The organism is Stagnimonas sp. FW305-C-60 (genome assembly GCF_058782965.1).
In genome coordinates, this window is the sequence record NZ_JBYSYF010000002.1 from 1,006,258 (window position 1) to 1,029,106 (window position 22,849).

The 22,849-nt window shown below is 70.2% G+C and carries 14 protein-coding genes; 11 read left to right on the plus strand and 3 right to left on the minus strand.

Annotated elements, in window-relative coordinates; genetic code table 11:
• Positions 1-4: 4 nt before the first annotated feature.
• Positions 5-1,312 (minus strand): multiheme c-type cytochrome, encoded by a 1,308-nt coding sequence (locus AC3WT6_RS11490; protein ID WP_492653709.1) that lies wholly within the window; start codon positions 1,310-1,312, stop codon positions 5-7.
• Between the two features lie 212 nt (positions 1,313-1,524).
• Between AC3WT6_RS11490 and AC3WT6_RS11495 the strand changes: the two genes are divergently transcribed.
• The 10 genes from AC3WT6_RS11495 to AC3WT6_RS11540 all read left to right on the plus strand — a co-directional run bounded on the left by AC3WT6_RS11495 (position 1,525) and on the right by AC3WT6_RS11540 (position 18,082).
• The gene (locus AC3WT6_RS11495) at positions 1,525-3,921 is read left to right on the plus strand and encodes a cyclic nucleotide-binding domain-containing protein (RefSeq protein ID WP_492653710.1); all 2,397 of its coding nucleotides are present in this window, start codon (positions 1,525-1,527) and stop codon (positions 3,919-3,921) included.
• Complete coding sequence (locus tag AC3WT6_RS11500) at positions 3,921-4,868, plus strand: hypothetical protein (protein WP_492653711.1); 948 nt, start codon at positions 3,921-3,923, stop codon at positions 4,866-4,868. The genes AC3WT6_RS11495 and AC3WT6_RS11500 overlap by 1 nt, the downstream gene beginning before the upstream one ends.
• An 8-nt stretch (positions 4,869-4,876) precedes the next feature.
• Positions 4,877-6,583, plus strand: a complete 1,707-nt coding sequence (locus AC3WT6_RS11505) for a cytochrome c3 family protein (protein ID WP_492653712.1) — start codon at positions 4,877-4,879, stop codon at positions 6,581-6,583.
• On the plus strand, positions 6,580-8,529 hold the full coding sequence (locus AC3WT6_RS11510) for a heme-binding protein (RefSeq protein ID WP_492653713.1): 1,950 nt from the start codon (positions 6,580-6,582) through the stop codon (positions 8,527-8,529). The genes AC3WT6_RS11505 and AC3WT6_RS11510 overlap by 4 nt, the downstream gene beginning before the upstream one ends.
• Positions 8,514-10,349 carry a hypothetical protein gene (locus AC3WT6_RS11515; protein WP_492653714.1) on the plus strand — a complete coding sequence of 612 codons (1,836 nt, stop codon included), beginning with the start codon at positions 8,514-8,516 and terminating at the stop codon, positions 10,347-10,349. The genes AC3WT6_RS11510 and AC3WT6_RS11515 overlap by 16 nt, the downstream gene beginning before the upstream one ends.
• A gap of 14 nt (positions 10,350-10,363) precedes the next feature.
• Entirely contained in the window at positions 10,364-14,407 is a 4,044-nt protein-coding gene (locus tag AC3WT6_RS11520) for an LVIVD repeat-containing protein (RefSeq protein ID WP_492653715.1), read from the plus strand.
• 32 nt (positions 14,408-14,439) lie between these two features.
• Entirely contained in the window at positions 14,440-15,111 is a 672-nt protein-coding gene (locus AC3WT6_RS11525; RefSeq protein WP_492653716.1) for a hypothetical protein, read from the plus strand.
• Positions 15,108-15,746: a hypothetical protein gene (locus AC3WT6_RS11530; protein WP_492653717.1), complete on the plus strand. Its 639-nt coding sequence runs from the start codon at positions 15,108-15,110 to the stop codon at positions 15,744-15,746. The genes AC3WT6_RS11525 and AC3WT6_RS11530 overlap by 4 nt, the downstream gene beginning before the upstream one ends.
• Positions 15,743-17,080, plus strand: coding sequence for a tetratricopeptide repeat protein (locus AC3WT6_RS11535; RefSeq protein ID WP_492653718.1), 1,338 nt, complete (start codon positions 15,743-15,745; stop codon positions 17,078-17,080). Before AC3WT6_RS11530 ends, AC3WT6_RS11535 begins: the two co-directional genes overlap by 4 nt.
• 69 nt (positions 17,081-17,149) lie before the next feature.
• Positions 17,150-18,082: a universal stress protein gene (locus tag AC3WT6_RS11540; protein ID WP_492653719.1), complete on the plus strand. Its 933-nt coding sequence runs from the start codon at positions 17,150-17,152 to the stop codon at positions 18,080-18,082.
• On the opposite strand, the gene AC3WT6_RS11545 is transcribed toward AC3WT6_RS11540, so the two are convergent.
• A complete protein-coding gene (locus AC3WT6_RS11545; protein ID WP_492653720.1) occupies positions 18,079-18,642 on the minus strand; it encodes an NAD(P)H-dependent oxidoreductase in 564 nt (187 codons plus the stop codon). The genes AC3WT6_RS11540 and AC3WT6_RS11545 overlap by 4 nt on opposite strands.
• A gap of 65 nt (positions 18,643-18,707) precedes the next feature.
• Positions 18,708-21,266 (minus strand): cation-translocating P-type ATPase, encoded by a 2,559-nt coding sequence (locus AC3WT6_RS11550; protein ID WP_492653721.1) that lies wholly within the window; start codon positions 21,264-21,266, stop codon positions 18,708-18,710.
• A gap of 141 nt (positions 21,267-21,407) precedes the next feature.
• Between AC3WT6_RS11550 and AC3WT6_RS11555 the strand changes: the two genes are divergently transcribed.
• Positions 21,408-22,844 (plus strand): phospholipase D-like domain-containing protein, encoded by a 1,437-nt coding sequence (locus tag AC3WT6_RS11555; RefSeq protein ID WP_492653722.1) that lies wholly within the window; start codon positions 21,408-21,410, stop codon positions 22,842-22,844.
• Positions 22,845-22,849 lie beyond the last annotated feature (5 nt).

The following is a 22,849-nucleotide window of genomic DNA, read 5'->3' on the forward strand; positions in this document are numbered from 1 at the left end:
ACCCTCAGCGCAGGCTGTCACGCAGCCGCCGCAGCGCCGCCTGGTAGTCGCCGGGGCTGAAACGCTCGCGCTCGCGCACCGCCGCGTACAGCGCCTCGGTGGCCTGGCCTTGCGCGGGCGTCAGCGCGCCGCCGCGCTGGCGGAGCGCATCGGCGATCACCAGACTCGCCATCGCCGCCTGCTGGGCGGCGAGAAAGTCGCGGCCGCGCACCGACTCGCCGGTGCCGGCGACGGCGCGCAGCAGGTTCTTGAGCTGGGCCGCGTTCAGTTGCCGTTCGCGCAGCAGCGGCAGCCAGCGCTCCTGCAACTGGCCGCGGGCGGCACGCGCCGCCGCCTGCAAGGCCGGCTGTCCCTGACCGGTGCTGGTCTGCAAGGCGACCAGCTGGCGATGCCATTCGCCTGCCGCCTCCGGGGCCGCCACCTGCAACCACAGGCCCAGCCAGTACAGCGCGGCATCGGCCAGCGGTGGCGTGCCGGGCGCGGTGCCGGCATTGCGGCCGGGCTGCCAGCGGCCGGCGGTGAGCGGGTGGTGGCAGGCCTCGCAGTCGAAGTACATGAGCTCCGGCATCAGGCCCTGGCCCAGTTGCCCCTGGGCGAGGCTGGCGAGCAGGCGGTCGGCGGCCAGCGCCTGGCCGAGGGCCCAGTCGCGAGCGGCATCGGCGGCGCCCTTGCGCTGGGCGTAGTCGGCGTCGCGGTCGTAATGCGGCGGCTGCAGGGCACTGAAGGTATCGAGTTCGAACAGCAGCGGCGGATGCCCGGCCGCCATCATCGCGTGGCTGATCGGATGCGCGGCGTCGCCCTGGTGGCAGTCCAGGCACAGTGCCGCGCGCACCTCCGGCTGCCAGGTGGCAGTCATGCCCAGCGCGGTTTTCTGCGCGAGGCTCAGACCCGGCCGGCTGTGCTCGGCCAGCCAGCGTTCGGAGCCACCATGGCAGACCTCGCAGCCGATACCGTCGGCCGCCAGCCAGCGCTCGCCACGCTGCGCCGGAGCGATGGCATCGGCATGGCAGGCCAGGCATTGCGGCGCGCTTTGCGGGTCCAGCCCCAGCGCCGCGCCGATGCGCCGCGAGCGCTCGCCAGCCAGGGTGGCAGCAGCGCCGGCATGCGGGTCGCGCTGCTGCCAGATGAAGTATTCGTCGCGGCGGATACCGCTGTTGCCCAGCGAATGGGTGGAGGCATGGCAGATGCCGCCGGCGCAGCTGGCCACACCCTGGTGGATGTCCGCGGCGCGCGCCGACGACAAGGAGACCACACATAGCAGCACCGCCATCGGCAGCCACCGCAGAACCTCCCAGGTCTTCGATACGCGCATAGCTGCACCCTTCCCTGTATTCGGCCGGCCGGAGCGGCCGCCTGGAACTACCCTGCCTCATCACCACCGTCTGCGTACAGTAAGCCGCCGCCGTCGCACGTGTCTCAGCGCACGGTTCACCCGACCGGGTGGTTGCTTCTTACGCTCTCCACCCCCTAGTCTCCAGCGCGGAGTGGAGCCACCTCAACATAGAGGCAGCCGGGGCAGCAATCATGAGCATCCCAAGGGTGAAGATTGCGATTGTGGGCTCGGGGCCGGCCGGGCTTTCAGCGGCTGCGCGTGCCGCCGAACTGCGCATCCCGCATCTGCTGCTGGAAGCCGAGGCGCATCTTTCCCACACCATTTACCGCTACCAGAAGGGCAAGCAGGTAATGGCCGAGCCGACGGTATTGCCGCTGCGCTCGGTAGCCCCGTTCGCCGCTGGCAAGCGCGAGGCCGTGCTCCAGGCCTGGAACGAGAGCGCCCAGCGGCTGGGCATCCAGATCCGCTACGGCGCCGCGGTCATCCGCATCGGCGCCACGCCGGATGGCTTTCTGCTCGATACCGCCAGCGGCGAGACCATCGCCGCCGAGCGGGTGGTGCTGGCGATCGGCCTGCAGGGCAATCTGCGCAAGCTGGGCTGCGAGGGCGAGGATCTGGAGCTGGTGCAGTACCAGCTCGACGACCCCGACGCCTATCGCAACGAGGCCATCGTCATCGTCGGCGCCGGCGATGCTGCCATCGAGAACGCGCTGGCGCTGGCCGACAACAACCAGGTCAGCATCGTCAACCGCCGCGACGAGTTCGACCGCGCCAAGAAGGGCAATCGCGAGGCCATCCTGCAGGCCATCGCCGAGGGCCACATCCGCCACCTCAGCAATGCCGCGGTGAGCTGGCTGCGGCAGGACGCCCCCGGCCAGGGCCGGCTGTGCCTGGACACCGCCGAAGGCCGTGCCGAGATCGTCTGCAACCGCGTCATCGCCCGCCTCGGCGCCACACCGCCGCGCCAGTTCGTGGAAAGCTGCGGCGTGCAGTTTCCCAGCCGCGACGCCAACGCGGTGCCAGCGGTGTCGGCGCACTACGAAAGCAACGTGCCCGGCCTCTACATCATCGGTGCGCTGGCCGGCTATCCGCTGATCAAGCAGGCGATGAACCAGGGCTACGAGGTGGTCGAGTACATCGAGGGCCGCTCGCCGGAACCCGCCGATGCACCGCTGCTGGCGGCGAAGTTCCGGGCCATGCCCGGCTACCAGTCGGTGGACGCCAGCATCGCCCGCATCCGCGAACGGGTGCCGGTGCTGGCACCACTCACACCGCTGCAGCTGCGCGAGTTCCTGCTCGACTCCGAACTGCGGATCATGAAGCCCGGCGAGCCGATCTTCCGCCGCAACGACTACAGCGACAGCTTCTATTCGGTGCTCGACGGCGGCGTGCAGATCCAGATCGACGAGAACGACCCGACCCAGCGCGTCGGGCTTCAGGCCGGGCAGTTCTTTGGCGAAATGAGCCTGATCTCCGGCCGCCGCCGCAACGCCAGCGTGCTGGCCGGGCCGGCTGGCGCGGTGCTGATCGAGACGCCGCGCGGCTCGATGAACAAGCTGATCGCCAGCGTCGCGGCGGTGAAACGGGTGCTCGACGAAACCTTTCTGCTGCGCGCCATCCAGGCCAAGCTGGCGCCCGGCCTGGATGCCGCCGAACTGCGCGAACTGGTGGCGAGCGCCAGCCTGGCCCGCTATTCGGCCGGCGAGATCCTATTCCGCGAGGGCGAGCCCGGCGACTGCCTGCACCTGATCCGCAAGGGCTCGGTGACGGTGGCGCGCGAGCTGGGTGGCCGCGAGGCGGTGCTCGCCTATGTGCCGGCCGGTCAGTACGTCGGCGAGATGGCCCTGCTCACCGAGCTACCGCGCGCCGCCACCGTGAAAGCGGCCGTCGCCACCGAAACCATCCGCCTGGAGGCCTCGGCCTTCAAGGCCCTGCTCACCCGGCATCCGGCGCTGCGCCAGCGCATCAACGAAACCATGGCGCAGCGGCTGGTGGCGAATGCCGCCACCAGCAGCCAGGGCAGCGGCAGCATCGTGCAGTTTCTGATGAACCAGGGCCTGGGCGAGGCCACCGACGTGCTGCTGATCGACGAGAGCCTGTGCGTGCGCTGCGATCACTGCGAGAAGGCCTGCGCCGATACCCACGGCGGCGTCTCGCGCCTGGACCGCGAGACCGGCCCCACCTACGAGCAGCTGCATGTGCCCACCTCCTGCCGGCACTGCGAGCACCCGCACTGCATGAAGGACTGCCCGCCGGACGCCATCCACCGTTCGCCCGGCGGCGAGGTCTACATCACCGAGGCCTGCATCGGCTGCGGCAACTGCGAGCGCAACTGTCCCTACGGCGTGATCCAGATGGGCGTCACCAGCCCGGAGCAGCCCAGCCTCTGGCGCTGGCTGCTGCTGGGCGGCAAGGAGCCCGGCAATACTCCGATGGCGGTGGACAAGGGCACGGCCAAGAAGGCGGTGAAGTGCGACATGTGCAAGGACCTCGGCGGCGGTCCGGCCTGCGTGCGCGCCTGCCCGACCGGAGCGGCGGTGCGGGTGTCGCCGGAGCAGTTCCTGCAGATCAGCCAGGGCGCCGACTGATGGCCACGACGCCCGCCGCCGATCCGGTACACCAGGGCTTTCTGCGCCACGCGAACTTCCGCTGGGCCAAGCTGGCGCTGCTGCTCTGCCTGCTGAGCCTCATCGCCTATGTCTGGCACCAGCCGGTGGACGGCGCCAATGGCGGCAGCTGGCTGGGCTACACCCTGGGCAGCGTCGGCGCCCTGCTGATCCTCTGCCTGCTCTGGCTGGGCGTGCGCAAGCGCCGCTACCGTTCGCGCCTGGGCACGGTCAAGGGCTGGACCTCGGCGCATGTCTACCTGGGCTTGTCGCTGCTGCTGATCGTCAGCCTGCACTGCGGCTTCCAGTTTGGCCTCAACGTCCACACTCTCGCCTATGCGCTGATGGTGCTGGTGATCGCCAGCGGCATCTGGGGGCTGATCGCCTACGACCGCGTACCCGGTCGTATCACCCAGCTGCACGGCGGCAGTGATCGCGAGGCCTGGATCGAGGAAGTCTTCGACCTCAACGAGCAGGCGATCTGGCTGGCCAACGAGCTGTCGCCGGAAGTTCACCGCCGCATCGTCGCCTCGGCGGAAAAGCTGCAACTGGGCGGCAGCCTGCGCGAGCAGTTGTTCGGAGCCAGCCGGCCCAGCGGCGGCGACAGCCTGCGCGAGAGTCTGGAGCAGCGCATCGCCGAGCTGCGCGGCGACGCCAGCCGGCCGGGCGCGCTAGACCCGAGCAAGCAGAACACGGTGATGTTCATGGCCGGCCAGCTCCAGCAGACCAGTGGCGGCGAGCAGGAGGCGGCGCGCATCCAGAAGCTGCTCAAGCTCCTAGCTCGCCGCAACGAGCTGGTGACGCGCATCAACAAGGACATCGCCCTGCACGCCCGCCTGCAACTCTGGCTGCTGCTGCATGTGCCGCTGAGCCTGGCACTGCTGGCGGCACTGATCGCCCACGTCTTCAGCGTGTTCTTCTACTGGTAGGCCCGGGCATGAAAGTCCTGCTCAAGCTCAGCACCCAGCCCGGAGCGCCGGCCAGCGAGCGGCGGCTGGAGGTCGCCAGCCTGCGCATCGGCCGCGGCGCCGACCAGGATCTGGTGCTCAGCGACCCGCGCGTCGCGCTCGCCCATGCCGAGATCAGCCCGCAGCAGGGCCTGCTGGGCCGGCGCTACCGCATCGAGACCAAGGCCAAGCTCAGTCTGCTGGTCAATGGCGGCCCCAGCCATAGCGAGGTGCTGGGCCGCGGCGATGTGGTGGAGCTGGGCCGTTATCGGCTCACGGTCGTTGCCGACGACCACGCCGATCTCGCGCTGCTGGTGGAAGACCGCTACAGCGGCCGTGAGGAGCGCGGCGTGCGCCGCGAGGACATGAAGCTGAGCCTGGCCGAGGCCGGCTGGTCGCGGCGGCGCTGGGCCTGGGGGCTGTTCCTGCTGGTGCTGGCCGGCGGCCTGCTGCTGCCGCTGCTGCCCTGGCTCAGCGGCGCCAAGCAAGAGGTGATGGCCAACCGCGAGCTGCTGCCCTCGGCGCAGCCGGGCGCCGATATCGTCTGGAACTCCGGGCCAATCAGCACCAGCCACCATGTCCTGCGCAACGACTGCGTGGCCTGCCATCGCAAGCCTTTCGAGCCGGTCAGCGATGCCGCCTGCCGCGACTGCCACAGCCCGCTGGGCGAGCACCCGGCCGAGGCCAGCGCCCTGCTGCAGGCGCCGTTCGCCAATCAGCAATGCACCGACTGCCACCGCGAGCACAACGGCCTGATGAGCTTAAGCCTGCGCGACAACCGCGCCTGCACCAGCTGCCATGCCGCCCCGGGCCAACTGCCACAGGGTCGCGACGCGCTGCTGGTGAAGGATTTCAGCCACAGCCATCCGCCGTTCAGTCTCAGCCTGGCGCGCCGCGAGGGCGAGCGCTTTGTCTGGAAGGAGTTTTCCCAGGAGCTGCTGGCGGCCAAGCACCAGGACAGCGGACTCAAGTTCCCGCACGACCTGCATCTGGCGAAGAAGGGCATAGACGCGCCGGGCGGCATCAAACACCTGGACTGCGGCGACTGCCATCAGCCCAATGCCGACCGCAGCGGCTTTCTGCCGGTGACCATGGAGAAACACTGCGCCGACTGCCACCGCCTGGACTTCGACCCGGCGGCACCGGAGCGCGAGCTGCCGCACGGCAAGCCGGCCGAGGTGGTGCGCATCGTCCGCGACCACTACGCGGCGCTGGCTCTGACCGGCCGCCCGAGCCCGCCGCCGCTCGCCAGCGCCGGCGGCGAGCGGCGCCTGCCCGGAGCGGCAGCCGACGCACCGACCGGGCGCAGCCCGGCCTGGGCCGAGGCGCGCGCGCAGACGGCGCTGCGCGACGTCTTCGAGCGCCGCACCTGCTTCTACTGCCACACGGTCAGCAAGGACGGCCCGGCCGAGAGTCCCTGGCAGATCGCTCCGGTGGCGGCACAGCAGCCGGCCTTGCGGGCTTCGCTGTTCCCGCATTCCCGCCACGCTTCCGAAACCTGCGCGAGCTGCCATGCGGCGCAGACCTCGAAGCAGGCCGAGGACGTACTGCTACCCGACATCGCGCACTGCCGCGACTGCCACGCCGACACCGGCGCGATGACCCAGACACCCTCGCCCTGCCAGTCCTGCCATGGCTATCACCAGCATCCGCCGGTGACGGCTGCCGGCGCCGCCAAGCCGGAGGCCGCGCGATGAACCGCAAGGGTCTCGCGCTGGCGGCCCTGCTGCTGAGCGCCTGCGGCGGCGGTGGCCTGGAAGGCACGCCCTGCACCGGCGGCTGCGCCGAGCCGGTGGCCCTGCGGCTGGAACTCGCCGATGTCGAGAAGGTGCTGGCGCAGGGCATCGCCGAAGCGCAGGCGCGCAGCGCGCCGGCGACGCTGGCGGTGGTCGACCGGGTCGGCAATGTGCTGGGCGTGTTCCGCATGAACGGCGCCGATGTCAGCGTCGACATCGACTCCGGCCGTGGCGTGGTCGGCGGCCTGGAAGGCGTGAGCGTCATCCCTGATTCGCTGGCGGCGATCAGCAAGGCGATCACCGGCGCCTATCTCTCCACCGAGGGCAATGCCTTCAGCAGCCGCACCGCCGGCCAGATCGTGCAGCAGTTCTTCAACCCCGGTGAAACCGGCCAGCCGGGCGGGCCGCTGTTCGGCGTGCAGTTCTCCTCCCTGCCCTGCTCCGACCTGCTGCGCCGGGTCGGCGCGGTCCGCCCCGGCGTCGGCCCGCAGCGCAGCCCACTGGGCCTGTCCGCCGACCCCGGCGGCTTCCCGCTCTATCGCCAGGGCGTGCCGGTGGGCGGCGTCGGGGTGATCGCCGACTCCCGCTATGGCGTCGATCTCGACATCCGTGACGTGGACAGCGATCTCGACGAACTGATCGCGCTGGCCGCCCAGCGCGGTTACGAACCGCCGGAAGACCGCCGCGCCGACCGCATCACGGTGGACGGCAAGACCCTGCGCTACAGCGATGCGGTCAGCGCCGAGCTGCGCAGCGCGGCGACGCCAGCCCCCGCCTTCGCCAGCCTCGACGGCAGCGCCGGCAACCGCCTGGCGGTGCGCGGCTACACCGCCGCCGGCGACAGCGCCCTGCGCGCCGGTACCGCCTTCGGCCGCGCCGAATCCGGCGTGCGCCGCGCCAGCAATGCCGCGCTGGCGGCGCTGGATGGTTTCGTGCTGGTCGATGCCGCCGATGTCGAGCGCTATCCGCCGCGCAGTGGCAGCGATGCCGCCAGCCTGGGCGGGACCGCGCCGCTCGCCACCAACGAGGTGCAGCTGCTGCTGGAGGAGGCGCTGAAGATCGCCAACCGTGCCCGTGCCCAGATCCGCCGGCCGCTGTCGTCGCAGGCGCGGGTGAGCATCGCGGTCACCGACAGCCATGGCGCGCTGCTGGGCCTGGTGCGCAGCCGTGATGCGCCGCTGTTCGGCACCGATGTGGCGCTGCAAAAGGCGCGCAGCGTCGCCTTCTTCAGCAATCCGGCCGCCGCCGCCGATCTCGCCGCGACGCCCGATACGCAGTACCTCGCCGCCGGCGGCAGCGCCAGCATCGCCGACTATCTGCCGGCCTACCGCAGCTTCATCGGCCAGCCCACCGCGCTGGCCGACGGCGCCTACGCCTACGCGGCGCGCAGCCTGGGCAATCTGGCGCGGCCCTACTTCCCCGACGGCGTCGCCGACAGCAGCGAGGCCGGGCCGCTGTCGAAGCCGATCGCCGGCTGGAGTGTGTTTTCCACCGGCCTGCAACTGGACCTGGTGAACTCGGCAGTCATCAAGCACGCGGTGTTCGTGCTCGGCGGCGGCAGCGACATCGCGCTAGGCGCCTGCACCGAGCTGCCCAACGCGCCGGGTGCAAGCCAGTCGCGCCTGGGCAATGGCCTGCAGATCTTCGCGGGCGGCATGCCGATCTATCGTGGCAACGTCCTGATCGGCGCCATCGGTGTTTCCGGCGACGGCATCGACCAGGACGACATGGTCGCCTTCCTGGGCCTGCACAACGCCGGCCTGCGCCTGGGCGGCGCACTCGGCAACGCGCCGGCGGCGATGCGCGCCGATGTGCTCGCCCACGGCGGCAGCGCGCTGCGCTATGTGCAATGCCCGCAGGCGCCGTTCCTGGGCAGCGACGAGCAGCGGGTATGCGAGGGCAAGTGAAGCGCGCCGCGCGCGGCCTGGCCCTGCTGCTGCCCGCGCTTGCGAGCAGCGCGCTGCAGGCCGGTGACGACGCGCCTGCGGAACCGGTCCAGCCGGCGCTGCCGGAACTTAAATTGCAATTGGACGAGCGCCTGAGCGCGCGCCGCCGCCCCGACCGTGATGCGCCCGCAGCGCCGAAGCCGCCGGAAGCCCCGCGCGATCTCAATGCCCGCTCCGGCCTTAAACCCCTGCGGCCGGTGGAGAACTGGCAGGCCAGCCAGGGCGCGCCGGTGCCGGACCGCTGGCGGCTGCTCAGCAGCCTCGGCCTGATCAAGGATCAGCTGCGCAACCCCTACACCCAGAACACGCTCAAGGGCGACAAGCCGATCCGCGGCCATGACGAGTTCCTGGTGGTCTCGGCGATCTCCGATACCTTCTGGGAGCCACGCCGGCTGCCGACGCCGGTGGCGCCGCAGGCGCCCGACCACGGCGGCGCCAGCGGCATCTTCGGTGGCGATACCCAGAACGTCTACGCCAGCAGTGTGATCCTGAGCCTGGTGTACCTGAAGGGCGACACCACGTTCCGGCCGCCGGATGTCGAGCTGCACTTCACCCCGGTGTTCAACTTCAACCACGCGCAGGTCGAGGAGAACCGCGCGCTGCGCGTCGATCCGCGCGAGTCGCGCACCCGCCGGGAGACCTTCATCGGCGTGCAGGAGCTGTTCGCAGACTATCACCTGCGCAATGTCAGCGAGCGCTACGACTTCGACTCGGTCCGCTTCGGCATCCAGCCGATCTCGCTGGACTTCCGTGGCTTCTTGTTCCAGGACCAGCCCATCGCCCTGCGCCTGTTCGGCACCCGCGACAACAACCGCTGGCAGTACAACCTGCTGTGGGCGCGGCGGCTGGAGAAGGACACCAACTCCGGCCTCAATGCCGTCAACAGCACGCCGCGCGACGACGACCTGTTCGCGGTCAACCTCTACCACCAGGACTGGCCGGTACTCGGCTACACCAGCCAGGCGCTCTTGGCCTACAACCAGAACAGCGAGGCCGGCGACTACTACTTCGACCGCAACGGCTTTCTCGCCCGCCCGGCCTCGCTGGGCAGCGAGCGCGGCCGCAACTACCAGGTCGGCTATCTGGGCTACAACGGTGATGGCCACTTCGGCCGCGACAACCTCACGGTCTCCGCCTATCTGGCGACCGGCCGCGAGGACCGCGGGGTGTTCCGCGATGCCGCCCGCGACATCCTCGCCGGCTTCGTCGCCGCCGAGTGGTCGCGCGACTACGACTGGATCCGCGCGCGCGTCTCCGCACTCTGGGCCAGCGGCGACGACGATCCCTACGACGACAGCGCCAACGGCTTCGACGCGGTGTTCGAGAACCCAATCTTCGCCGGCGCCGACACCAGCTTCTGGATCCGTCAGGCGGTGCCGCTGATCGGCGGTGGCGGCGTGACGCTGTCCACCCGCAACGGAGTGCTCAACAACCTGCGCAGCAGCAAGGAGCACGGCCAGAGCAATTTCACCAACCCCGGCACCGGCCTGATAGGGCTCGGCGCCGACTTCGATCTGCTGCCGACGCTGCGGCTATCCACCAACTTCAACCATCTCTGGTTCGCCGACACCACGGTGCTGGAGGTGGCGCGCAACCAAGGCGGCATCGCCAGCGACATCGGCTGGGATCTGTCGGCGGCGCTGATCTGGCGGCCGTTCATGAGCCAGAACGCGGTGCTGCGCTTGTCTTACGCAGAGCTATTGCCGGGCGCGGGTTTCAAGGCGCTGTTTCCCGATCACGACGCCTATTCGCTGCTGGCGAATGTGGTGTTCACCTATTGATGGAGAGGATCGGAATGAGTCTGGGGCTGCCGTTGATTTTCTTGCTTGGCTTGCTGGCCTTGGTCTTGGCACGCCGGGCTGCGGTGGCCTGCGTTTCATTTCCCCCTCCCCGCAAGGGGGAGGGGAACATCCTGGCTGGCAGCTTGGCTGTCATCCTCGCCCTGCTCTCCCCCGCCCCCAGCCTCGCCGCAACCAGCCCCCATCCTGAGCCCGGCAACTACACCACCACCCTCGCCTCTCCCAGCAGCCAAAGTCCCGCCGAAGCCGAAGCCAAATCCGCCGGCTGCCGCAGCTGCCATAGCGACACCGACCGGCTGTCCATGCACGCCAACCCGGCGGTGGTGCTGGGCTGCACCGACTGTCACGGCGGCGATGCCAGCATCCGGCCGCCAGCCGGCAGCAGCCGCGCGGAACTCGCCTATGCCGACGCCCTCAATGCCGCGCATGTGCTGCCGCTGTGGCCGGCGTCCTGGACCAGCAGCGCCAACCCGCAGTCCAGCTACACCCTGCTCAACCGCGAATCGCCGGAGTTCATCCGCTTCGTCAATCCCGGCGACTACCGGGTCGCCGATCTCGCCTGCGGCGCCTGCCACCAGCCGCTCATCGAGGCCAGCCGCCGCAGCCTGATGGCGACGGCGGCGATGTTCTGGGAGGGCGCGGCGTACAACAACGGCATCCTGCCGTTCAAGCGCTCGGTCACCGGTGAGAGCTATGCGCCGGCAACAGCGCCGCGCGCCTTCCCCGACGAGGCGCCGCTGCCGCTGAAGTCCGAGCTGCTGGAGCGTGCCTTCAGGGCCGCCGGCGGACCGGCGCCCGATGCTTTGCTGAGCCACCTGCCCGCCGCCATCCACAACCCGGTGCCGGTGGACGAGAACATGCGCCGCAAGGGCGTGATCGAAACGCTCTACCCGCTACCAGCCTGGGAGGTGACGCCGCCCGCCGACGTGTTCCGGGTGTTCGAGCGCGGCGGCCGCAACATCAATTCGATCTTCCCGGAAACCGGCCTGCCCAATGCCCTGGGCCTGATCCAGCGCCTGGAAGAACCCGGCCGCCCCGACCTCAAGCAGTCCAATCGCGGGCCTGGCACCGGCAACCGCATCGCGGTGCCGCTGCTCAACCTGCACAAGACCCGCCTCAACGATCCGCTGCTGTGGTTCCTGGGCACCAACGATCAGCCGGGCGACTACCGCAGCTCCGGCTGCACCGCCTGCCATGTGGTCTACGCCAACGACCGCGACCCGCGCCACTCCGGCCCCTACGCCAAGTTCGGACACTCCGGCACCAGCCAGAGCAAGGACCCGACGATTCCCCGCAATGAGCCGGGGCATCCCCTGCAGCACGCCTTCACCCGCGCGATCCCCACCGCGCAGTGCATGGTCTGCCACATGCACCAGCCGAACATGTTCATGAACTCCATGCTCGGCTACACCATGTGGGACTACGAGGCCGACGCGCCGCGCATGTGGCCGGAGCAGCAGCGCTACCCCAGCGATGCCGAGATCCGCGCCATCAACCAGCGCAACCCAGAAGAAGCCGCGACCCGCGGGCTGTGGAGCGACCCTGACTTTCTCAAGGGCGTCTGGGACAAAAACCCGGAGATGCAGGACACCCAGTTTGCCGACTACCACGGCCACGGCTGGAACTTTCGCGCCGTCTACAAGCGCGACAAGAAGGGCAACCTGCTCGACGCCAAGGGCGGCCAGGTGGCCGACGATGATCCGCAGAAATTCAAGAAGGCGGTGCATCTCTCCAGCATCCATGTCGACAAGGGCATGCAGTGCGTGGACTGCCACTTCTCGCAGGACGTGCACGGCACCGGCCACATCCAGGGCGAAGTCGCGCAGGCCATCGAGATCGAATGCCAGGACTGCCACGGCACCGCCGACCGCTATCCGCTGCTGCGCACTTCCGGCCCGGCGGCACCGGCGGGCGGCAGCGATCTCTCGCTGACGCGCGTGCAGGATGGGCGGCGAAGGTTCGAATGGGTGAAGGAGTCGTGCTTTGCAAGCACGGCTCGCAACGACTCCGAACGCCCGGCCATGGATGGCCGGGCCGGGGCTCGTCGCGGAGAAAAGGGTCTCGCCAAGGACGGCTGCGAGAATGGCGAGCGCAAGCGCCTGATCCAGCGCAGCAGCGTCACCCCCGGCCTGGAATGGGAAATCCATCTGGTGAAGGACACGGTCACTCCCGGCCATCCGCGCTACAACGCCAAGGCGGCGCGCGCCAAGCTGATGGCGCGAGACACCCAGAAGTTCAGCTGGGGTACCGACGTCAAGGAAGGCGAGCGAGCGCACCAGGACGACGAGCTGATGTGCATCAGCTGCCACAGCTCCTGGACCACCTCCTGCTTCGGCTGCCATCTGCCGATCCAGGCCAACTGGAAGAGCGAGCGCCAGCACTTCGAGGGCGGCGAGTCGCGCAACTACGCCACCTACAACCCGCAGGTGGCGCGCGACGATTTCTTCATGCTCGGCAAGCACGGCGAGGTGAAGGGCAACCGCATCGCGCCGGTGCGCTCCTCCTCGGCGCTGGTGCTGTCGTCCACCAACAGCAACCGCGAGCGCATCTACATCCAGCAGCCGCCGGTATCGGCCGGCGGCTATTCCAGCCAGGCTTTCGCGCCCCACTACCCGCACACCGAGCGCACCACCGAAACCAAGACTTGCAGCGACTGCCATCTCTCCGAGGCCAGGGACAACAACGCCTGGATGGCCTCGCTGCTGGGCCTGGGAACCAACTTCGTCAACTTCGTCGGCTTCAATGCCTGGGCCGGCAGCAGCGCCGGCATCGCCGCCGTGCAGGTCACCGAATGGGACGAGCCGCAGGCGGTGATCGGCAGCTATCTGCACCGCTACGCCTACCCGGACTGGTACCGCGCCCACCAGGAGCGCGGCGGCAAGCTCGGCAACGCGCAGCGCAACGGCAACGGCGAGCCGGTGCGCTGCCTGCAGCTGCGCGGCGAATACCTCTACGCCGCCGAGGGCCGCAAGGGCCTGCGCGCCTATGACGCGGCGAGCATCGCCAACAAGGGCTTTTCGCAGAAGCTGATCTCGGCGCCGTTCTCGCCCTTGGGCCAGGACATCCGCGTCGAAAGCGCCGACGCCCGCTGCGTGGCCCTGCCCACCAACCAGCCGATCGCGCCCTGGCGCAACGCTACCGCCCAGGCACGCGAGGACAATCTCGAACAGCCCATGCACCCGATCTACCACTACGCGCTGGTGGCGGACGCGGTCGAGGGCCTGATCCTGGTCGACGTCGATACCCTGCAGGACGGCGAGCCGCGCAACAACTTCTTGAAACGCGCGCTGACCTGGAACGCCAACGGCGTGCTCAAGGGCGCGCGGCATCTGGCCATCGCCGGCTCGCGCGTCTACCTGATCGCCGACGCCGGCCTGGTCACGCTCGATCTCGATCAGCCCTTGCAGCCGAAGCTGGAGAGCGTGCTGCCGCTGGAAGACGGCCGCGGTGTGGCCGTGCAGTTCCGCTACGCCTTTGTCACCAGCGCGCGCGGACTGGAAGTGTTCGACCTCAGCCGGCCGGCGCAGCCGGTGCCGGTGGCGCTGCTGCCGCTCGCCGACGCGCGCCGCGTCTACCTCGCCCGCACCTATGCCTACATCGCCGCCGGCGCCGAGGGCCTGGTGATCGCCGACGTGCAGAACCCCGAGCAGCCGCGCATCGAGCAGCGCACCACCGCCGAGGGCCGCCTGCGCGGCGCCAACGACGTGGTGATCGGCACCACCAATGCCAGCCTGTTCGCCTACGTCGCCGACGTCAGCGGCCTGCAAGTGCTGCAACTGACCGCGCCGGACACACAGCCGAAGTTCTACGGCTTTTCGCCCGAGCCCAAGCCGCAGTGGATCGCCACCTGGCCCAGCGAGCAGCCGCTGCTGGCGCTGAGCAAGGGCCTGGATCGCGACCGCGCCGTCGATGAAACCGGGAACCAGATCGCGGTTTTCGGCCGAATCGGCTCGCGACCCTTCAACCGTGCCGAGATGGAGCGCCTATTCTTGGATGGCGATGGCAAACCCTGGTTCGTCAGCGACGAAGCGGGGCACTAGAACGCGGCGCATCCGCCGCAATGGGGGACAGCATGAGCAAGCAGCAGTCTCGACGACGCATCACGGCAGTGCTGGCACTGTCACTCGCTCCCTGTTGGAGCTGGGCCGCGGATCATGCCGACGCCCCCAGCTCGGCGCTCGATCCCTCGGCCGACATCACCGATGTCTTCGTGTTCCGCGAGGGCGGGCGCCTGGTCGGCGCGATCTGCTTCGGCGGCGCGCCGGTGCCACGCGCGCGGGTGGACGGCCCCACCGGCCGCTACGACCCGAACGTGCTGTTCAGCTACGAGATCGACCTCAACGGCGACACCCAGCCCGAGCACGAGATCCTGATCCGCTACGGCCGCAACGCCAAGGGCGAGGCCGGCGTGCAGTTTGAGAACCTGCCGGGCGCCGGGGCCAAGTTCGTCTCCGGGCCGGTGGAGAAAGTCATCAGCGCGCCCAGCGGCCTGCGCGTCTACACCGGCCTGCGCGACGACCCCTTCTTCTTCGATTTCGTCGGCTTCACCGCCACGCTCGCCAGCTTCAACTCCAACGACAAGCCCAAGGGCACGCTGATGTTCGACAACGCCCGCGACTCCTTCGCTTTCCGCAATCTCACCGCCATCGTCTTCGAGATGGACCCGACCCTGGTGGTGCCGGAGCCGGGCAAGCTGGTGCGAGTCTGGGCCACTGCCAATCGTCTGGTCGGGAGCAGCCCATGAAGATCCAGCCCGGATTCACCGGCGGCCTGCTGGCCGCCTGCCTGCTCGCCGCCTGCGGTGGTGGCGGCGGCGATGGCGGCACCGGCGGCAGCTCCGGCGGCGCCAGCAGCGGTGGCGGCAGCAGTGGCGATTTCAGCTTCTCGACCCAGCCCCGCTCCGCCTACGCCCGGGTCGATCGCATGGGTCAGCCGGTAGTCGCCACGGTGCTGCTGCACACCGAGGACAAGGACCACTTCAATGGCACTGATCCCTCCGAGGACGGCGACTTTTCCTCGCTGATGCTGGAGCGCCTGGAAGAGCTGCACATCGGCCTCGACGACGCGCTGATCGCCAAGGGCATCACCCCTTGCGCGCTGGATGTCTGCGCGCGCCAGGTGGTGAACAAGATCATCCCCGACACCTTGCAGCTCGACCTCGCGCAGCCCGACGGCTTCCCCAACGGCCGCCGCTTCGAGGACGTCACCGTCGACCGCATCCTGTCGATGGCGCTGGCCGACACCACCACGCCGGGTGATTGCTACGGCCATCCCTGCGATGTCCGTGCCTTCGAGAACCTGCCCAACAACCCGACCCGCAACGAGTCGCCGTTCCTGGCGCAGTTCCCGTATCTGGCGGCGCCGCATCCGCCACCGTGAGTCCGGCCCAGCTACTGCTCGGCGCCGCTCTGGCGCTGGGCTTGTCCGGCTGCCAGCCATCGGCACCGATCGCCCCCGTGGCCGGCGCCGCAAGCGAGCCGGCGCCGGCCTGGAGTTATGACGACGAGCGGCGGCGCAGCGAGGCCGCGGTCAGCGAGGCGCGCGCCTCCCTAGCGCGCGGGCCGGTCGCCTGGCCGCAGTGGGAAACCCTGGCACGCGCGCAACTGGCGCTGGCGCAGCTCAGCGGCGACTACCGGCTCTACACCGCCGCGGAGCAGTCGCTGCATCAGGCCTTCGATCTGGCCGGCGCCGGCAGCGGCCCCTTCCTGGCGCGCGCCCGCTACAACTACACCGTGCACCGGCTGGACCGGGTCGCCGCCGATCTCGATGCCGCCGAGCGCGAGAGCAATCCCGACCGCGCCGCGATCCTCGGCCTGCGCGCCGATCTCGCCTTCCAGCGCGGTGACTACCCGGCGGCGCTCACCGGCTATCGCGCCGCGCTGGAGTTGCGCGAAGACGTCCAGGGCCTGGTGCGGCTGGCGCTCTGGCAGGGCCATATGGGGCATCTCAGCGAGGCCCTGGCGCTGATGGATCGCGCCGAACGCATCGACCATGGCGACTCCCCGCATCCGCGTGCCTGGCTGGCGCTGCAACGCGGCCTGCTGGCGCTGCACCGTGGCCGCTGGGATCTGGCGCTGGCGCATTACCAGCACGCCCTGCGCCTGCTGCCCGGCTGGTGGCTGGCGCGCGAGCATGTCGCCGAGATCCACGCGCTCCAGGGCCAGACCGAGCTCGCCTTGCAGGAATACGCGGCGGTGATCGGCGACACCGGCAGCCCCGAGTTCATGGACGCCAGCGCCCGGCTGCTGCGCGAGCGCGGCGACGCGGCCGCCGCCGCTCCCTGGATCGCCCGCGCCCGGGCCTTGTACGAGGAGAGGCTGGCGCAGCTGCCGGAGGCCACTTACGGCCACGGCCTCGACCACTATCTGCAATTCGGCAGCCCGGCTGAGGCGCTGGCGCTGGCGCGCCGCAACCAGGCGCTGCGCCCCAACGGCGAGGCCAGCATCAAGCTCGCCGCCGCCCTGCTGAACGCCGGGCAGCCGGCCGAGGCGCTGCGCTGGCTGCGGCAGACGCTGGACAGCGGCTGGCGCAGCGCCGAGCTGCACGCCACCGCCGCCCGCGCCGCCGCCGCCAACGGCGAGTTGGCCGAGGCCCGCGAGCAGGCGCGTCTGGCCAAGGCGCTCAACCCCAAGTCAGGGCGTCAGTACGGGCTACCGGAGCTGCCGGCGCCGGCGTCCACGGCAGCCCTCGCCACGCAACGAGGCGGCGAATGATCCCGATCAATGCCCAGCCGCTGGCCGTCACCGAGACTGGCCCGCGGTCTTGAACCCGGAGTGCAGCCCATGTCGTCCACCCCCCTCATTCTGGTCATCGCCGACCGCAGCCTGCCCCAGCCCTCGCCGGCCTTGCAGCGGGCGGCACTGCTGGCGCGACACGGCGGCGTCAGCCTGCAGGTGCAGCTCTTCGACTACCACGCCGCAGTCACCGCACTGGGGCGGGTCAGCGCGGCGCTGGAACACACGGCGCTGGAGCACTACCGGCATCAGGGTGAGCAATGGCTGCAGGCGGCGGTCGCCAGCCTCAATCAGGCGCCGCTGCAAATCGGCACCCAGCTGGTCTGGGGCGAGCCCCTGCACCGGCAGATACTCAACCAGATCGAGAAATTGCAGCCGCTGCTGGTCATCAAGGACGTGCACTACGAGCCGCTGCTGCAACGCCTGCTGCCCGACCCTCTGGACTGGAAACTGCTGCGGCTCTGCCCGGTGCCGCTGATGCTGGTCAATCACGCCGCCAGCCCCGAGCTGCGGCGGGTGATCGCGGCAGTGGAGCCGGTGGCGCCCGAGCACCGCGCCGGCCAGCTCAACCAGCGGGTGGTGCAGGCGGCGCGCCAGCTCTCCGAGCAGAGCGGCGCCAGCCTGCATCTCGCCTATGTCTACGAAGGTCTGCGGCCCGGCCAGCTCGGCCAGGCCAGCCTGGCGCAGGAAACCATCGCGCAGCTCTACACCGAGCTGCGTGTAGACGCCGTCGCCCGTTTTCAAGCCTTTGCCCGGGAACAGGGCATCGCCGAAGACCATTGCCATCTCTTGCAGGGCGCGCCGGCCGAGGCGCTGGCCGGCCTCGCCAACAACACCCGGACCGACCTCCTGGTGCTCGGCACCGCCCGCCGCGAAAGCCTGGAACACAGCCTGTTCGGCAGCACCGCCGAGCGCATCCTGGCCGCCGCCGGCTGCGATGTGCTGGCGGTGCAGCCGGAGCCGGCCGCGGGTCCGGTCTAGGGCCTGTCACCAATTGCGGGATCGCTGCGGCCGGCATTGCCCTCGACCAGGCCGATCAGGCTGGCGCGCACCGGGCTGATGCCGACAAAGCCGAGGATGTTGCGTTCCAGGTTCTTCAGGCTATGGGCGCGGTAGTACCAGCGGTACATCAGCGCCGGCATGCCCATGGTCACCACCAGCCGCGCCGAGCGGCCTTTCAGCTTCTTCTGCCAGCCCTGCGCCTCGCCGGGCGCGGCCACCGCAAAGCCCGGCCGCGCCAGCTGTTCGAGAAAGCCCTTGAGCAGGGCCGGCATGGCGCCCAGCCAGAGCGGGTAGATGATCAGCACATGCTCGGCCCAGGCCAGCGCCTGCTGCGCCTCGCGGATCGCCGGCACCGGCTCGCCGTGCTGCCAATCTTCTTGCGTACGCAGTAGCGGGAAGTCCAGCTGCGCCACCTCGATCTGCCGCAGCTCGTGGCCGGCCTCGCGGGCACCGGCGGCATAGGCCTCGGCGAGCGCATGGCCGTAGTGGTGCCGGCTGGCGTCGGGATGGCCCTGAAGAATGAGGATGCGCTTGCCCATTGGTCGCTACGACCTCCCGCGCGGCTGTTGAGTGGCTTCGAGCTTCACCGCCCGCCGCCGGGGCCTCATTGATCTGGATCAGAGCGGCGCCAGCGCCTCGCCAAGGCCAGCAGCAGCGGGATCAGTGCGGCGCTGGCCAGGCAGGCCAGCAAAACCGGCAGGCTCGGCGCCTCGAGGCGGAATAGCTGCCTTGCCACCGGCACATACAGCACCACCGCCAGCGCCAGCAGCGCACCCAGGCTGATGCCGGCCAGCAGCCAGTTGGGCTGCCGCAGCCGCGCCCGCAAGCCGCCGAGCGCGGCGCGGTTGCCACCGAGCAGGGCGAGATTGCCCAGCACCAGCACGATGAAGCCGGCGCTGCGCAACAGCTCGATGGAGCCGCCCTGCGCGCGCACCGCGAGCACCGTCAGCCAGACCAGCAGCAGCACCAGAGAGCCGCGCAACAGGCTGGTCCAGAGGGTGCGGACATCGAACAGCCGGGTGTCGCGCCGGCGCGGTGGCCGGCGCATCGCCGCCGGGTCACCGGGCTCGGCCTCGAAGGCCAGCGAGCAGGCGGGGTCGATGATCAGCTGCAGAAAGGCGATGTGCGCCGGCAGCAGCAACAGGGGCCAGCCAAGCAGGATCGGCAGCAGCGACAGACCGGCGATGGGAATGTGCACGGCGATGATGTAGGCCACCGCCCGGCGCAGATTGTCGAAGATGCGCCGGCCCAGGCGCACGGCGTGGACGATGGAGCTGAAGTCGTCGTCGGCCAGGACCAGATGTGCGGCCTCGCGGGCGACATCGGTGCCGCGCCCGCCCATGGCGATGCCGATGTCGGCGGCCCTTAGCGCCGGGGCATCGTTGACGCCGTCGCCGGTCATCGCCACCACTTCGCCGGCCTGTTGCAGGGCGCGCACGATACGCAGCTTGTGCTCGGGGCGGGCGCGGGCGATGACGCTGCAACGCGCCAGCGCGGCGGCCAGGCCGGCCTCGTCCAGGGTTTCGATCTCGGCGCCGCCCAGCACCCTGCTCGGGTCGGCGAGGCCGGCTTCGGCGGCGATGTGGCTGGCGGTCTCGGCGTAGTCGCCGGTGACCATCAGCACCCGGATGCCGGCCTCGCGAAAGGCCGCCACCGAGGTCGGCACGCCAGCGCGTAGCGGATCGCTCAGTCCCAGCAGGCCGAGAAACTCGAAGGCGAAGTCGTGCAGGCTGGGCGGCAGCGGCGTGGCCGCCAGCGACACATCCTGCTCGCCATGGGTGAGCCGGGCGCGGGCCACCGCCAGGACCCTTAGCCCCGAGGCCGCCAGCGTCCGCGCCTGCGCGTACACCGACTCGGCCTGCGCGGCGTCGAGGTGGCAGAGTTCGACGATGGCCTCCGGCGCACCCTTGGCCGCCACCGTGCGCTCGCCGCCGCGCCGCGCTTCCCAGACCTGCGACATCGCCGGTAGCGCCGCCGCCAGCGGGTATTCGCGCGCCAGCTGCCAGTCGGCGTGCAGATGCTCGGCCTCCACCAGCCCGCCCAGGCCCAGGGCATGGATGGCGCGCTCCATGGGGTCGAAAGGATCGCGGCGGGTGGCGAGTATCGCGAACTCGACCAGGGCATGCGCCGCCTCCGGCAGGGGCTCGCTGCCGACCGCGAACTGCGCGCCACCGGCCGGCACCAGGGCGCGCACGGTCATGCGGTTTTCGGTGAGCGTGCCGGTCTTGTCGACACAGAGCACGGTGGCGGCACCCAGGGCCTCGATGGCGGCGGTGCGGCGGGTCAGCACCTGCCGCCGCGACATCCGCCAGGCGCCCAGCGCCAGAAACACCGTCAGCACCACCGGGAATTCCTCCGGCAGCAGCGACATCGCCAGCGCCAGACCGGCGAGCAGGCCTTGCAGCCAGGTGCCGCGGCTATAGCCCAGCACCAGCGCCACCCCCAGGCTCAGCAGCAGCGCCAGCGGCGCCAGCCGGCGCACCACGCCATTGGTCTCCTGCTGCAGGCGGGTGGGCTGCTCCTCGATGCCGCGCAGGGCCTGGCCGATACCGCCCAGCGCGGTCTTGGCACCGGTGGCGACCACCCGTGCCACGCCGGTGCCGCTGACCACCAGGCTGCCGCTGTAGACCGAGGCCGAGCCCTCGCCGCCCGGCGCGCACAGCGACGCGGCGGGGTCGGCGCGCTTGAGCACCGCCAGCGCCTCGCCGGTGAGCAGGGACTCGTCGACGCGCAGGTTGCGGGCATCCAGCAGCAACGCGTCGGCCGCCACCCGGTCGCCCTCGGCGAGCACCAGCAGATCACCGGGCACCACCTCGCGGCCGGCGATGCGCTGGCGCTGACCGTCGCGGATCACCAGGGCGCGCGGGCTGCTGAGTTCGCGCAAGGCCTCCAGCGCCCGCTGGGTGCGCTGCTTCTGCACGAAGGTGATGCCGATGATGAAGGCCAGCGCCACCAGCAGCAGCGCCGTCTCGCCCGGCTCGCCCAGCAGCAGATACACCGCGCCGCAGGCACTCAGCAGCAGGAACATCGGCTCGCGCAGCATCTCGTAGGCAACCCAGGTCCAACTGCGCGGGCGGTCGCGGGCCTGCTCGTTGGGTCCCAAGCGCGCCAGGCGCTCGGCGGCTTCGGCACAGCTGAGACCGCCGTTCTGTTCTGCGTCCACGAAAAGAAATCCGGCAGGGGTGATGGCAGTCAGCTTAGACGGCCAGGCGGTGGCCCGGCTTGACCGCGATCAAGCGCCGGCACGAACCGGCGCTGATCTTGTACATACTGGCGGGGTGAACCTGCCCACCAAACCACGCCGATGAACCTGGCCCTGCCCGCGGGCAGCCATTGGCTGCTGGCGCTGGACCTCTTGCTGGTGCTGCCGACGGTGGCGCATGTGCTGCTGCACAAGCGCGATCCGCGCTCGGCCTGGGGCTGGATCGCGGTCTGCGCGCTATTCCCGCTGGCCGGGCCGGCGCTGTACTGGCTGTTCGGCGTCAACCGCATCGAGCAGCGGGCGCGGCGGCTGCTCGGTGCCGAGGCGATCGTCCACGCCCAGACCCAGGCGCAGAGTCATCTGTTCGGCGCGTTGCCGGCCGCCGAGAGCCTGGAGCTGCGCGAGCTGGTGCGGCTGGGCAGCGCGCTCACCGGCCGGCCGCTCACCGCCGGCAACCACATCAGCCCGCTGCGCGATGGCGACGAGGCCTATCCGGCGATGCTGCGCGCCATCGCCGAGGCCAGGCACACGCTGCATCTGGCCAGCTATATCTATCTCGACGATGCCTGTGGCGAGGAGTTCGCCCGCGCTCTGGCCGCCGCCCAGGCGCGCGGCGTGCGCCTGCGGGTGTTGCTCGATGGCGCCGCCGATGCCTGGTATCGGCCGCGCGCCAGCCGCCTGTTGGCGCGCCATGGCGTGGCGGCGGCGCTGTTTTTGCCGCCGCGCTGGTTTCCGCCGCTGCTGCACCTGAACCTGCGCAACCACCGCAAGCTCTTGATCGCCGACGGCGAGATCGCTTTCACCGGCGGCATGAACATCGCCGGCTATCACCGTGGCAAGGCCGGGCAGCCCGCGGAGGTCACCGATCTGCAGTTCCGCGTCACCGGCCCGCTGGTGGCGCAGCTGGAAGAAGTGTTCCTCGCCGACTGGCACTTCGCCACCGGCGAAACCGCGCCGGCGGCGCCGGTGCCTGCCCCCGTCGCCGACGGCCAGGCCCTGGCGCGCACCGTCACCGACGGCCCCAACGAAGAGCTGGACCGTCTGCTGATGCTGCTGCTGGGCGCGCTCGCCAATGCCCACCAGCGGGTGTGGATCATGACTCCGTACTTTCTGCCGACGCCGCCGCTGATCGGCGCCCTGCAATCGGCGGCGCTGCGCGGCGTCGACGTCTGCCTGCTGCTGCCGAAGAAGAGCGACCAGCCCTGGATGAACTGGGCCACCCGCAACGTGCTCTGGCAGCTGCTCGACTGCCAGGTGCGGGTGCTGGAACGGCCCGGCCCCTTCGCGCACAGCAAGCTGATGCTGGTGGACGACTACTACCTGCAGTTCGGCTCCGCCAATCTCGACCAGCGCAGCCTGCGCCTCAACTTCGAGCTGGTGGTGGAAAGCTACGACCGCGAACTCGCCGCCTGGGCGGCGGCGCACTTCGAGGAGTTGCAGGCGGTCTCGCGGCCGATCAGCCGTGCCGAACTCGACGCCCGCCCGCTGCCGCAGCGCCTGCGCGACGCGCTGTTCTGGCTGATGTCGCCGTATCTCTAAGAGGG

What these genes read in the sequence shown, in the direction of transcription:
- AC3WT6_RS11510 (WP_492653713.1), top strand. Translation starts at nt 6,580, where the DNA reads ATGAACCGCAAGGGTCTCGCGCTGGCGGCCCTGCTGCTGAGCGCCTGC.
- AC3WT6_RS11530 (WP_492653717.1), top strand. Translation starts at nt 15,108, where the DNA reads ATGAAGATCCAGCCCGGATTCACCGGCGGCCTGCTGGCCGCCTGCCTG.
- AC3WT6_RS11515 (WP_492653714.1), top strand. Translation starts at nt 8,514, where the DNA reads ATGCGAGGGCAAGTGAAGCGCGCCGCGCGCGGCCTGGCCCTGCTGCTG.
- AC3WT6_RS11500 (WP_492653711.1), top strand. Translation starts at nt 3,921, where the DNA reads ATGGCCACGACGCCCGCCGCCGATCCGGTACACCAGGGCTTTCTGCGC.
- AC3WT6_RS11545 (WP_492653720.1), bottom strand. Translation starts at nt 18,642, where the DNA reads ATGGGCAAGCGCATCCTCATTCTTCAGGGCCATCCCGACGCCAGCCGG.
- AC3WT6_RS11555 (WP_492653722.1), top strand. Translation starts at nt 21,408, where the DNA reads ATGAACCTGGCCCTGCCCGCGGGCAGCCATTGGCTGCTGGCGCTGGAC.
- AC3WT6_RS11520 (WP_492653715.1), top strand. Translation starts at nt 10,364, where the DNA reads ATGAGTCTGGGGCTGCCGTTGATTTTCTTGCTTGGCTTGCTGGCCTTG.
- AC3WT6_RS11540 (WP_492653719.1), top strand. Translation starts at nt 17,150, where the DNA reads ATGTCGTCCACCCCCCTCATTCTGGTCATCGCCGACCGCAGCCTGCCC.
- AC3WT6_RS11525 (WP_492653716.1), top strand. Translation starts at nt 14,440, where the DNA reads ATGAGCAAGCAGCAGTCTCGACGACGCATCACGGCAGTGCTGGCACTG.
- AC3WT6_RS11495 (WP_492653710.1), top strand. Translation starts at nt 1,525, where the DNA reads ATGAGCATCCCAAGGGTGAAGATTGCGATTGTGGGCTCGGGGCCGGCC.
- AC3WT6_RS11505 (WP_492653712.1), top strand. Translation starts at nt 4,877, where the DNA reads ATGAAAGTCCTGCTCAAGCTCAGCACCCAGCCCGGAGCGCCGGCCAGC.
- AC3WT6_RS11490 (WP_492653709.1), bottom strand. Translation starts at nt 1,312, where the DNA reads ATGCGCGTATCGAAGACCTGGGAGGTTCTGCGGTGGCTGCCGATGGCG.